Source organism: Streptomyces sp. NPDC056144 (genome assembly GCF_042264145.1).
Taxonomy (GTDB): domain Bacteria; phylum Actinomycetota; class Actinomycetes; order Streptomycetales; family Streptomycetaceae; genus Streptomyces.
This window is the reverse complement of the sequence record NZ_JBHJVF010000004.1, coordinates 512,543-524,678: the sequence shown is the minus strand read 5'-3', so window position 1 is coordinate 524,678 and position 12,136 is coordinate 512,543. Positions and strand designations below refer to the sequence as shown.

Sequence of the window (12,136 nt, the reverse complement as noted above, 5' to 3'; positions counted from 1 at the left end):
GCTGTCTACGCTGGTAGGGATATGGATCCGCGCTCCCTGACCCCCGCCCTCCGCGCCGTGCGCCTCTGCCTCCACCTGCTCATGGCCGGGCTCCTCGTCCTCGCCGCCGTACGGGCCGACTCGGCCGCCGGCGCGGTCGCGGCCGCGCTGGTGGGCGTGGTCTACGCGGCCGGCTCGTTCGTGCCCGCGGTGGGTGCCTCGCGGCGCGGCTCCGCGATCTGGCTCACCGCGCTCGCCCTCTCCTGGCTCGGCCTGCTGTGGCTGACGCCGGAGGGTCTGTGGGTCGCGTTCCCGCTGTACTTCCTCCAGCTGCACCTGCTGCCGGTGCGCTGGTCGCTCCCGGCCGTCGCCCTGACGGCGGGCGCGGCGATCCTCTCGTACGTGCGCCACGGGGCGCCCCTCAACCCGGGGGTCTTCATCGGGCCGCTGCTCGGCGGCGCCGTCGCCGTGGCGACCGTCCTCGGCTACCAGGCGCTCTACCGGGAGAGCGAGCGACGGCGGCGGCTCATCGAGGAGCTGATCGAGACGCGGGCGGAGCTCGCGGCGGCCGAGCGGCACGCGGGAACGCTCGCGGAGCGCGAGCGGCTCGCGCGGGAGATCCACGACACGCTCGCCCAGGGCCTCTCCTCCATCCAGCTGCTGCTGCGCGCGGCGGAGCGCGCGCTCCCGCCGGACTCCCCCGCGGCCGGGCACATCGACCGGGCGCGGCAGGCGGCGCAGGACAACCTGGCGGAGGCCCGGCGCTTCGTCCGGGCGCTGACGCCGCCGGACCTGGAGCACGGTTCGCTGGCCGGAGCCCTGGAGCGGCTGTGCGAGCCGGTCGCGGCGGGCGGCGGGCCGCGGGTCCGTTTCTCGGCGAGCGGTACGCCCGTCGAGCTGCCCACCCCGTACGAGGTGGCGCTGCTGCGGATCGCGCAGTCGGCGCTCGCGAACACCGTGCGGCACGCCTCGGCCTCGCGCGCCGAGATCACGCTCTCGTTCATGGACGCCTCGGTGACCCTGGACGTCGTCGACGACGGCAAGGGCTTCGAGCCCGGCTCCGTACGCCCCTCGTCCGAGGGCGGGTTCGGGCTTCCGGCGATGCGCTCGCGCGCGGAGTCGCTGGGCGGCACCTTCACCGTCGAGTCGGCGCCCGGCCAGGGGACGGCGGTCGCCGTCTCCCTCCCCCTTCCGGCAGGAGATTCCGCATGACGATCCGCCTTCTCCTCGCCGACGACCACCCGGTGGTACGGGCCGGCCTGCGCGCGGTCCTCGACACGGAGCCGGACTTCGCCGTGGTCGCGGAGGCCGCCACGGCGGAACGCGCGGTCGAGCTCGCGGCCGCCGGGGGCGTGGACGTGGTCCTGATGGACCTCCAGTTCGGCGCCGGGATGCACGGCTCGGAGGCGACGGCGGCGATCACGGCGGTGCCCGGCGGGCCGAAGGTGCTGGTCCTGACGACGTACGACACGGACGCGGACATCCTGGCCGCGGTGGAGGCGGGCGCCTCCGGCTACCTCCTGAAGGACGCGCCGCCGGAGGAGCTCGCGGCGGCGGTACGGACGGCGGCGGCCGGCCAGTCGGCGCTCGCCCCGGCGGTGGCGCACCGGCTGATGGACCGGATGCGGACCCCGGCGGAAGCGCTGACGAAGCGGGAGCTGGAAGTGCTCCAGCTGGTCGGGGAGGGTCTGTCGAACCAGCAGATCAGCAAGGCGCTGTTCCTGAGCCAGGCGACGGTGAAGTCCCACCTGGTGCACATCTTCGCGAAGCTGGGCGTCGACTCCCGTACGGCGGCGGTGGCGGCGGCGACGGCCCGCCGGCTGATCAGACGGTGAGCCGCCGGGCCGATGGGCCGTCGTGGAACCCCGCCCCGAGCGGGGACCTGCTCAGGAGCCGGGCCCGGCCTCGCCCCGGTCGACGCACAGGGCCCAGATGACGAATCCGGACATCACCATCATGATGACGGACCACCACGGGTAGTACGGCAGCGACAGGAAGTTGGCGATGATCACCAGCGCGGCGATGCCGATGCCGGTGTACCGCGCCCAGGTGGCCGCCGTGAACAGTCCGAAGCTCACCAGCAGGGCGACGATGCCGAGGATCAGGTGGATCCAGCCCCAACTGGTCAGGTCGAACTTGAAGACGTAGTTGGGCGTCGTGACGAAGACCTCGTCCTCGGCGATGCCCATGATCCCGCGGCAGACGGCGAACAGTCCCGCGAGGGAGAGCATGACGGCGGCGAAGATCCGCAGGCCCCCGGCCCAGGCGAGTTTCGCCGACGAGCCGTGAGCGGTGTGCGTGGCGTTCATCTCGGTCTCTCCTTCTCCCCGGCCCGACTCACTGGGGGGCCGTGGTGGTGCCGGCCGGCGGGGACGGCGCGTCGTCGTTCAGGACGAGGGCCTTGGCCCGCTGGAACTCCTCCTCGCTGATGTGGCCCCGGCTGCGGAGGTCGGCGAGCCGGTGGAGTTCGGCGGCGGGGCTGGGCTTGCCGGAGCCGCCGGCGGTCTCGCGGACGTACTCGTCGAAGGCCTGCTGCTTGGCGCGGGCGTGGTCGATCTCGCGGCGCCCCATGCTCTTGCCACGGGCGATCACGTAGACGAACACGCCGAGGAACGGCAGCAGGATGACGAAGATCGTCCAGCCGGCCTTGCCCCAGCCGCTCATGGAGTCGTCGCGGAAGATGTCCCCGAGGATCCGGAAGAGCAGGATGAACCACAGGACCCACAGGAAGAACCACAGCATGGTCCAGAACATGCTCAACAGCGGATAGTCGTAGGCGAGATACATCTGCGTGTCCATGTCTTCTCCGCTCCGTCATTCCGGCAGCCGCCGCATTTCCACCAGGTGCAGTCCGAGGGACTGGAGGCGGGCCAGAAGTCCGTAGAGGTGGGCCTCGTCCACGAGAGGGCCGAACAGCACCGTCTGGCCGGACATCATCACGTGCTCCAGCTCGGGGAAGGATCCGATCAGCGTCTCCGACATGAGTCCGTCGATCCGGATCTCGTACTGCATGATCTGCCCCTCCAATGGATGGGGGGTTGCCGTCCCGGGCCCTTCGGCCCCTCCTGTGATGATCCGTCGTCCCCTCCCCGGCGGGCCTCACCCTCCACGGGTGACTCAGGAGTCTTCGGAGCGGGTTCCCGCGGCCCCGCCGGCCCCGCCCGCACCGGGGAGACCGCGGGTGACCAGGAGACTCGCCAGGGTGATGCCCCCGGTCGCGAGCACCGCCACCTTGAGTCCGTCCAGCTGGGCCGAGGCGTACGCGTCGGTGACGGCGTCCACCTCCCGGGGCGGAAGTCCCGCGTCCTCCGCCGCCGCCCGGACCTCGTCGGTGGGCACGAAGGCGATCCCGGCCTCCAGGGCGACGCTCGTCTTCTGGCGCGCCTCGTCCGAGAGCCTCGGGTCGTCCGCCACCTGGGTGGTGAAGGCCTGGGCCAGGGCCCCGATCAGCAGGGATCCGATGAGGGCCGTGCCCAGCGCGGACCCCAGGTTCTGGGCGGTGAACTGGAGGCCGCCGACCTCGCTGCGCTCCCGTTCCCCGACGCTGGACTGGACGACGTTGCCGAGCTGCGAGGCGAGCAGGCCCATGCCCAGGCCGAGGAGCGCCATGGCCCAGAAGAACTGGGCGTCGTCGATGACGGGGTCGATGGTGCCGAGGAGCCAGGCGATGGCGGCGAGGAGCAGCAGCAGGGCCGTCCGCACGATCCGCCGGGGCCCCAGCCTGCGTCCGAGCTTCGCCGCGCCCAGGGAGGCCGCGAGCATGGTGACGGAGACCGGCACCAGCCGCAGTCCCGTCTCGAAGGCGTCGAGCCCCTGCACGACCTGGAGATAGAGCGGGATGGTGAAGAACAGCCCCAGCAGGATGAGGTTCTGGCTCAGCAGGGTCATCAGCCCCGAGCGCAAGGGCGGCTTGTGGAGCAGGGACAGGTGGACCAGGGGGTCGGCACCGGCCGCCTCCCGCCGCTCCTCCCAGACCCGGAAGAGGAACAGGACCACCACCCCGGCCGCGACGACGAACAGCGTGGGGGCGAAGCCGAAGACGGTGAAGGGCGGGTTGCGCGGCTCCACCCATCCCCAGGTGCTGCTCTGCAGCACGCCGAGCACGCCGAGGCCCAGACCGGCCGCCGACAGCACGGCGCCGACGACGTCCAGGCCGGGAGGCCGGGCCGCCCGGGGCGTCTCCGGGATCACCCGCCGCAGCAGCAGCACGGCGAGGACCACCACGACCTCGCCCGCGAAGACCAGACGCCAGGTGAGGTACGTGGTCACCCAGCCGCCGAGCAGCGGACCGACCGCGATGCCGGCACCGGCCAGGCCGCCGACGACGCCGTACGCGACGGAGCGGTCGCGGCCCCGGTAGGACTCGGCGACGAGGGCCGCCATGGACGGCAGCACCAGGGCGGCACCGAGACCCTCGATGACCGACCAGCCCAGGGTCAGCACCCACAGCTGGGGCGCCACGGCGGTCAGCGCCGAGCCGACCCCGTAGACGGTCATGCCGATCAGGAAGACGCGGCGGCGGCCCAGGACGTCCCCGATCCTGCCTCCGATGATCATGAAGGCGGCCATGACCAGGGCGTACAAGGTGATGACGGCCTGGATGGCCGTCACCTCGGTGTCGAAGTCCTCGACGAGCTGGCTGATGGAGACGTTCATGACGGCGGTGTCCAGCACCATCAGGAACTGGGCCGCTCCCAGCACGATCAGAGCACGCCACTTCTTCACGTCGCCATCACAGCCGAAACGGTCGCCGCGCACCTCACCCGGAGCGGGTGAGCGTCACGGCGGTCACCGTGGTCACGGCGGTCACAGCAGTTTCAGCTCGCGGGCGCGGCGGACGGCGTCGTTGCGCCGGTGCACGGACAGCTTCCGGTAGGCGCTCTTGAGATGGGTCTTCACGGTGTTCACGGAGACGTACAGGTCGGCGGCGATGTCCTCGGTCGACATCGCCCGGGCCAGCCGCTCCAGGACCTCGCGCTCCCGGACGCTCAGCTGCTCCGGTGGGATGCCCGGACCGTACGCCTCCGCCTGCGCCTCTGGTTCCGGTTCCGTTTCCGGTACGAGCCATCCGACGGCGGACGCCCGCAGCGCGGGCTCGGCCAGGAAGGGGACGAGCCAGGGTCCGGCGAGCCGGAAGGCGCGCCTGAGCCGCTCGCGGCGGCCGTCGGCGAGGGCTTGCGCGAGCGCCCTGCGGGCGGTGGCGGTGTCCCCCTCCAGCGCGGCGGCCTGCGCCCGTACCAACGCGGCCGGTACGGACACCGCCGGGCCGACGCTCCCGTGGGCCGCGAGGCCGTCGAGCAGGCGGAGGGCCGTGCCGGGGTCACCGGCGGCGAGGTGGGCCCGCGCCGCGCCGACGGTGCACTCCGGCAGCTCGCCGGCGACCCGGCGGAGGACGTCGACGGCCGCGTCCGGGCGGCCCTCGGCCAGATGGGCTTCCGCGGCGGCGAGGGCGGCACGGCCCTCCGCCCAGGGCGACGGCTCGGCAGCGGGGACGGGGCGGGCCGCGACCGCCAGCGCCTCCCGCGTACGGCCCCGGGCCAGGAGCACCCCGGCCGTCACGGCACGCCGGACGGCGGCCGTCACCGGGTCCGCCGGCCGCTGGTCGGCCGTCCCGGCGAGAAGGGCCTCGGCGCGGTCCGCCTCGTCCCGGTCGAGGGCGACCGCGGCAAGCACCAGCTGTCCGAGCCCGGAACCCGACGGCTCGGCGAGGCCGTACCGCTCGGCCTCGGCCGTCATCGCGAACACCGTGCGTTCCGCCGCGCTCGGCCGGCCGTCGAGGTGCTCGACGAGGGCCAGGTGTTCGCGCGCCTCCCCGCGCGGGAGGACCGTGGCCGCCGTGCGGGGGCCGTGGGTCACGGCGGTGAGGGCGGCCCTCGCCTCGTCGAGGTGTCCGGCCCACAGGCGCGCGGAGCCCACGTGGGTCAGCAGGAGAGCGGGGAGTTCCGGGTGCCCGTCGAGGAGCCGGGAAGGCATCCGCGGCATCAGCCGCCGGGCCGCCCGGGTGGCGAGCTCGGCCTGGTGCGCCGAACCGGCCAGCCGTCCGGCGAGCGCCTCCAGGAGGGCGCTGCTCAGCAGGGCCGCCGGAGAGCCGCCGCCGTCGGCCGCGAGCTGCCGGTCCGCGCGGCGCAGATGCGCGAGGCCGCCGTCGAGGTCGGAGCGGGACAGCTCGCGCGCGGCGCGGACGAGGTCCAGGAAGGGCCCGGGCGCCTCGCCCGCCGTCCCGGCGAAATCCGTCCCCTCGGACCCCGTCCCCCCGGACTCCATCCCGGCGAACCAGTCCGCCGGGCTGCCCGAGCCGAGCCCGGTGAAGAGCTGTCCGATCGCCAGGTCCTCGACCAGGGCCTCGGCCATGAAGGTCCAGTCCCGGGCGGCGGCGCCGTGCGCCAGCATCTCGGGGAGGGTGCCGGAGCGCCGCAGCCAGCGCGCGGCGCGCCGGTGCAGTTCCGGTTCGAGGCCGGGTGCGCGGCGGCGCAGATGGGCCCGGAGGATCTCCCGGAACAACGGGTGGAGCCGGTACCAGCCCTGCCCGAAGTCCTCGACGAAGGCGTTGGCGCGGTGCAGCGCGGCCAGGATCGTCGCGGCGTCCCGCCGCCGGGTCAGCTCGTCCGCCACCTCGGGGCGGAAACGGTCGAGCACGCTGACCCGCAGCAGCAGGTCCTGCGTCTCGGGGGGCTGCCGTTCCAGCACCTCGGCCAGCAGGAAGTCGGCGATCGTGCCCCGCCCCGCCTCGAACTCCTTCAGATAGCGCTCGGGGTCCGCGGTCGACCGCGCGGCCAGGGCGCTCAGCCGGATCCCGGCCGCCCATCCCCGGGTGCGCTCCACCAGCCCCCGGACCACCGGGGCGGCCAGCGTCAGCCCGTGGCGTTCGAGGAGTTCGACCGCCTCCTCGGTGGTGAAGGCCAGTTCGGCGTCCCGGATCTCGGTGACCTCTCCGGCGAGGCGGTAGCGGTGCAGCGGGAGGAGCGGCTCGGTGCGGCTGACGAGGACGAGGCGCAGCCCCGGTTCCGCGTGCCGCAGGACGAACTCCAGCTGCCGCCCGATCTCGGGGTCGGCCACCCGCTCGAACTCGTCGATCACCACGGTGACGGGCCGCTCGCGCCCGGCGAGTGCCCAGGCGAGCCGGCTCAGGAGCGTGCGGGGGACCCCGGTCGCGTCGACGGGGGAACCGACGGCGGCGGGTACGGGTGCGCCGGCGGCGTTCAGGGCCTGGAGCAGCTGGGCCCAGAACATCCCCGGCCCCTCGACCGCCGCGTCGAGCGTGAGCCAGGCGACGGGCCGTCCCAGGTGCGCGGCCCAGTCGGCGACGAGGAGGGTCTTGCCGGCCCCCGCGCTGCCGTTGACCACGGTCAGCGGGGTCAGCCGGGACTGTTCGAGGTGCTCGACCAGCCGGTCACGACGGAGGAACGTGCCGGGGCGGCCCGGCAGGGCGAACCGGGTCCTCAGGTACGGGTCTCCCAGCGGGTCGGCAGCGCCGGAGGCCGCGCCTCCGGGAGCCGGGCTGCCGGGCACCGGGCCGCCCCGCGGCTGATCCTCGCCCGTGGCCGCCACGTCCGCCACATCCGCCACCGCCTTCCGGTCGGGCCCGCCGTGGCGGGCCTGCCTTCAGGATGGAAGCATTCTCTCCGGTTCGCCCATCCGGCAGAGCCCGGTGAACCCCTCCCGGGTATCCAAACGTCCCGGCAGCCGCCCGTCGGCCCCGGCTACTCCCCGGCCCGCGGGGTGCCGAAGAGCTCGACCGCGCGCCGGACCCCGGCGAGTCCCTCCGCGAGGGCGCTGACGGAGCCGACCGAGCCCGCGACGATCAGCAGCGAGCGGCGCAGCCGGCGGATCTCGGGCGCGCCGCCGAGCGCCATGGCGTCGAGCGCGGCGAGCTCGTTCTCGGCGATGTCCCGGTCGGCGAACTCGGCTCGGTGTCCGGCCAGTTCCCGGCGGAGCCGGGACACGGCGGACCGCAGTTCGGCCACCCTGGGGTCGGCCGCCCTGGGGTCCACGCCCTCGCCGGTCACTCGCCTCTGCCCCACGCTTCGCAACATGGTTCTCCCCCTCGCACGCCTCTGTGCGCGGGTCAGTTAACTCCTCCGCCACCCCGGCGCGCCACCCCGCACGACGGGAATTCAGGCGAGCGTGTCATTCCGCTCGGACGGCTGCCGCGGGGCATGAGGTATGCACTCCCCATGACCACAGATGAGAACCGAACCCCCGTCGTCGCCGGCCTGCTGCTCGCCGCCGGGGGCGGGCGCCGCCTCGGCGGCCGCCCCAAGGCGCTCCTCCCCCACCGGGGCCGCCCCCTCGTCGAGAACGCGGTGCGCGTGCTGCGCGAGGGGGGCTGCGAGGTGGTGCACGTCGTGCTCGGGGCCTCCGCCGGGACCGTACGGGAGCGGGCGGAGCTGCCCGGCTGCGTGCTGGTCGACAACCCGGACTGGGCCGAGGGGATGGGTTCCTCGCTGCGCGTCGGGCTGGCCTCGCTCGCGGCGGATCCGCGTGGGGTGGACGCGGCGCTCGTGTCCCTGGTGGACCAGCCGGGGATCGGTCCCGCCGCGGTGGCCCGGGTCCTGGCCGCGTACCGCTCGCGCGACACGCTCGCGGCAGCCTCGTACGACGGGGAGCGCGGCCATCCGGTGCTGTTCGGCGCGGGGCACTGGGCCGGGATCGCCGAGGGGGCGGTGGGCGACCGGGGCGCGCGGGACTACCTGAGGGCGCACCGGGCGGCGATCACTCCGGTGGAGTGCGCGGACGTGGCGGAGCCGTACGACATCGACACGGAGGCGGACCTGAAGCATCTGACGTGAGGGCGGGAGCGAGGGCGGGAAGGAAACCGGGAGGGAAGGTGGGAGGGAAGGCGGTGCGTGAGGGGAATGGCACGGGGCGCCACGGTCTGTCGACCCGAAGAATCTCGACATCAACAAACCATTGAACTTCCACCATGAGGAAACTAGTATCCACTGTCCAGAAGCGCTTGTTTCTCGAAACGGCGCTCACGGCCGTATCTCGGCGCCTGCGGCACTCCGTGCCGTCCCGTGACGCCCGGCGGCCGTCTGGCACCGCCCGTGAAGTCCGCGAAGGAAGTGACAGTTCATGTCCGCACCCGCGCCGTCCCCCCTGGCCGTCGTCGATGCCGAGCCCCTCCCGCGTCAGGAGGAGGTGCTCACCGAGGCGGCCCTCGCCTTCGTCGCCGAACTGCACCGGCGGTTCACCCCGCGCCGGGACGAGCTCCTCGCCCGCCGGGCGGAGCGCCGCGCCGAGATCGCCCGCACGTCCACCCTGGACTTCCTGCCGGAGACCGCCGCGATCCGCGCCGACGACTCCTGGAAGGTCGCGCCGGCCCCGGCGGCCCTGAACGACCGCCGTGTCGAGATCACCGGCCCGACCGACCGCAAGATGACGATCAACGCGCTCAACTCCGGCGCGCGGGTCTGGCTCGCGGACTTCGAGGACGCCTCCGCGCCGACCTGGGAGAACGTGGTCCTGGGTCAGGTCAACCTGATCGACGCGTACACCCGGAACATCGACTTCACGGACCCGAGGTCCGGCAAGTCGTACGCCCTCAAGCCCGCCGACGAGCTCGCCACGGTCGTCATGCGGCCGCGCGGCTGGCACCTGGAGGAGCGTCACCTCACCTTCGACGGACGGCCGGTGCCCGGCGCGCTCGTCGACTTCGGCCTGTACTTCTTCCACAACGCGCAGCGCCTGATCGACCTCGGCAAGGGCCCGTACTTCTACCTCCCGAAGACCGAGTCGCACCTGGAGGCCCGCCTCTGGAACGACATCTTCGTCTTCGCCCAGGACTACGTCGGCATCCCGCAGGGCACCGTCCGCGCCACGGTCCTCATCGAGACGATCACGGCCGCGTACGAGATGGAGGAGATCCTCTACGAGCTCCGCGACCACGCCGCGGGCCTCAACGCGGGCCGCTGGGACTACCTCTTCTCCATCGTGAAGAACTTCCGTGACGGCGGCGCCAAGTTCGTCCTCCCGGACCGCAACGCGGTCACGATGACGGCCCCGTTCATGCGCGCGTACACCGAACTCCTCGTCCGCACCTGCCACAAGCGCGGCGCGCACGCGATCGGCGGCATGGCGGCCTTCATCCCGTCCCGCAAGGACGCCGAGGTCAACAAGGTCGCGTTCGAGAAGGTCAAGGCCGACAAGGACCGCGAGGCCGGCGACGGCTTCGACGGCTCCTGGGTCGCCCACCCCGACCTGGTCCCGATCGCGATGGCCTCCTTCGACGCCGTCCTCGGCGAGAAGCCGAACCAGAAGGACCGCCTCCGCGAGGACGTCTCGGTGGCCCCCGGCGACCTCATCGCCATCGACTCGCTCGACGCCAGGCCCACCTACGAGGGCCTCGTCAGCGCCGTCCAGGTCGGCATCCGCTACATCGAGGCGTGGCTCCGCGGCCTCGGCGCCGTCGCCATCTTCAACCTGATGGAGGACGCGGCCACCGCCGAGATCTCGCGCTCGCAGATCTGGCAGTGGATCAACGCCGGCGTCGTCTTCGAGAACGGCCAGGCGGCCACCCCGGAGCTGGCCCGCGAGGTCGCGGCCGAGGAGCTCGCGGCGATCCGCGCGGAGATCGGCGAGGAGGACTACGCGAACGGCAAGTGGCAGCAGGCCCACGACCTGCTCCTGCACGTCTCCCTCGACGCCGACTACGCGGACTTCCTGACGCTGCCCGCGTACGAGCAGCTGGTCGGCTGACCTTCCGCCGACCGACCCCTCTTGAGCCGTACGGGTGAACCGTGGGCTCGGCCGACCGGGTGAACCCCGACCGGCACGGCAGTACCCCGCGCGGCCCCGCCTCCCCGATGAAACGCACAGCTCCGGGGGGACGGGGCCGCTGCCGCGTACCTGTCACGTCACAGGCGAAGAGACCCAACCGAGACGCTCCTGTACCTAGCGGTAACAAGCTGCGGCAGATGGAATTCGGCCAAGCCACCGGCGCCGATGGCTGTACGTCCCCACGTCACTGCGCACTCCGCTGCGCATACCGCAGGAGCACAGCCATGCCTTCTTCCCCCCACCGTGCGCTGCGCGCACTCCTGGCTCTGTGTACCGCCGCCGGGATAGCCACCGTCGCCGCCGCGCCCGCCGCTCACGCCTCCCCGGGCACCGGGCCCGGCACCGTCGTCGCCATGGGCGACAGCTACATCTCCGGCGAGGCCGGACGCTGGTTCGGCAACAGCCTCACCAACTCCGGGAGCCGCAACGGCACCGACCGCGCCTGGACGGGCAGCGGATACGACCCCGCCAAGGTGTACGGAGCCACCGCCGGCGGCTGTCACCGCTCGGACACCGCCGAGGTCAGGAGCGCGGGAGCGATCGCGAGCTCGCTGGTCAACCTCGCCTGCTCGGGCGCGACCACGAAGAACGTCATCCGGGCCTCCCAGGGCGGCCAGAGCTACCGGGGCGAGGCCCCGCAGGCCGATCAGCTGGCCGCCCTCGCCGCCGCCAACGACGTGAAGCTCATCGCGCTCTCCATCGGCGGCAACGACCTCGGCTTCGCCGACATCATCACCACCTGCGCCACCGACTACATCGTCTGGTACTCGTACTGCCACGACGACCAGCAGGCCCTCGTCGACTCCCGGATCAACGGCGTGATGGCCGACGTCGGCCGGTCGATCGACGAGATCAGGGCCGTGATGACCGGCGCGGGATACGCGGCGGCCGACTACCGGATCGTGCTCCAGTCGTACCCCTCCCCCATCCCGCGCGCCGCCGAGAACCGGTACGCCGAGAGCGGCTGGTCCCGTACGAACACCGGTGGCTGCCCCTTCTGGGACAAGGACGCCGACTGGGCCCGCGACTCCCTGGTCCCGCAGCTCGCCAACCGGCTCAAGGGGGTCGCGGCGGCCAAGGGCGTGCAGTTCATGGACCTGCGGGACGCCCTCCAGGGCCGCGAGGTGTGCGCCAGGGCGAGCAAGCAGGTCTCGTCGACCGTGCCCGCGTCGGCGACGACCAGCGAGTGGGCGCGGTGGATCGACAGCCAGAGCACGCAGGGGCTCGTGCAGGAGTCCATGCACCCGAACGCGTACGGGCAGCAGGCCCTGGGCCGGTGCCTGGCGCTCGTCCACGCGGCGCCGACGGGCAACCACAGCTGCCGGAACACGGCGGGTGCGGGGGCGTCGGGGATGTACCTGACAGCGGGGTGATCCCC

At 73.1% G+C, this 12,136-nt stretch carries 11 protein-coding genes; 5 read left to right on the top strand and 6 right to left on the bottom strand.

Going from position 1 to position 12,136, the window contains the following annotated elements:
• Window positions 1–21: 21 nt before the first annotated feature.
• The gene (locus tag ACFC0Z_RS16375; RefSeq protein WP_376437781.1) at window positions 22–1,191 is read left to right on the top strand and encodes a sensor histidine kinase; all 1,170 of its coding nucleotides are present in this window, start codon (window positions 22–24) and stop codon (window positions 1,189–1,191) included.
• Window positions 1,188–1,814 (top strand): response regulator, encoded by a 627-nt coding sequence (locus ACFC0Z_RS16370; protein ID WP_376437778.1) that lies wholly within the window; start codon window positions 1,188–1,190, stop codon window positions 1,812–1,814. Before ACFC0Z_RS16375 ends, ACFC0Z_RS16370 begins: the two co-directional genes overlap by 4 nt.
• Before the next feature lie 51 nt (window positions 1,815–1,865).
• Here the strand turns inward: ACFC0Z_RS16370 and ACFC0Z_RS16365 are convergent, their stop codons facing one another.
• From ACFC0Z_RS16365 to ACFC0Z_RS16340, 6 genes are all read right to left on the bottom strand, one after another.
• Window positions 1,866–2,288, bottom strand: coding sequence for a hypothetical protein (locus ACFC0Z_RS16365; protein ID WP_376437775.1), 423 nt, complete (start codon window positions 2,286–2,288; stop codon window positions 1,866–1,868).
• Window positions 2,289–2,316: 28 nt separating this feature from the next.
• Window positions 2,317–2,778 carry an SHOCT domain-containing protein gene (locus ACFC0Z_RS16360; RefSeq protein ID WP_376437772.1) on the bottom strand — a complete coding sequence of 154 codons (462 nt, stop codon included), beginning with the start codon at window positions 2,776–2,778 and terminating at the stop codon, window positions 2,317–2,319.
• A gap of 15 nt (window positions 2,779–2,793) precedes the next feature.
• A complete protein-coding gene (locus tag ACFC0Z_RS16355; protein WP_376437770.1) occupies window positions 2,794–2,991 on the bottom strand; it encodes a hypothetical protein in 198 nt (65 codons plus the stop codon).
• A 105-nt stretch (window positions 2,992–3,096) separates the two neighbouring features.
• The gene (locus ACFC0Z_RS16350) at window positions 3,097–4,704 is read right to left on the bottom strand and encodes an MFS transporter (protein WP_376437767.1); all 1,608 of its coding nucleotides are present in this window, start codon (window positions 4,702–4,704) and stop codon (window positions 3,097–3,099) included.
• An 81-nt stretch (window positions 4,705–4,785) separates the two neighbouring features.
• On the bottom strand, window positions 4,786–7,488 hold the full coding sequence (locus ACFC0Z_RS16345; protein ID WP_376438004.1) for a LuxR C-terminal-related transcriptional regulator: 2,703 nt from the start codon (window positions 7,486–7,488) through the stop codon (window positions 4,786–4,788).
• Between the two features lie 191 nt (window positions 7,489–7,679).
• Window positions 7,680–8,012 carry a DUF5955 family protein gene (locus ACFC0Z_RS16340; RefSeq protein WP_376437764.1) on the bottom strand — a complete coding sequence of 111 codons (333 nt, stop codon included), beginning with the start codon at window positions 8,010–8,012 and terminating at the stop codon, window positions 7,680–7,682.
• A 141-nt stretch (window positions 8,013–8,153) separates the two neighbouring features.
• Here ACFC0Z_RS16340 and ACFC0Z_RS16335 point away from each other — a divergent pair, with 141 nt between their 5' ends.
• The 3 genes from ACFC0Z_RS16335 to ACFC0Z_RS16325 all read left to right on the top strand — a co-directional run bounded on the left by ACFC0Z_RS16335 (window position 8,154) and on the right by ACFC0Z_RS16325 (window position 12,131).
• Entirely contained in the window at window positions 8,154–8,768 is a 615-nt protein-coding gene (locus ACFC0Z_RS16335; RefSeq protein ID WP_376437762.1) for an NTP transferase domain-containing protein, read from the top strand.
• 286 nt (window positions 8,769–9,054) lie between these two features.
• Window positions 9,055–10,677 carry a malate synthase A gene (gene aceB / locus ACFC0Z_RS16330; RefSeq protein ID WP_376437759.1) on the top strand — a complete coding sequence of 541 codons (1,623 nt, stop codon included), beginning with the start codon at window positions 9,055–9,057 and terminating at the stop codon, window positions 10,675–10,677.
• A gap of 305 nt (window positions 10,678–10,982) precedes the next feature.
• A complete protein-coding gene (locus tag ACFC0Z_RS16325) occupies window positions 10,983–12,131 on the top strand; it encodes a GDSL-type esterase/lipase family protein (RefSeq protein ID WP_376437756.1) in 1,149 nt (382 codons plus the stop codon).
• Window positions 12,132–12,136 lie beyond the last annotated feature (5 nt).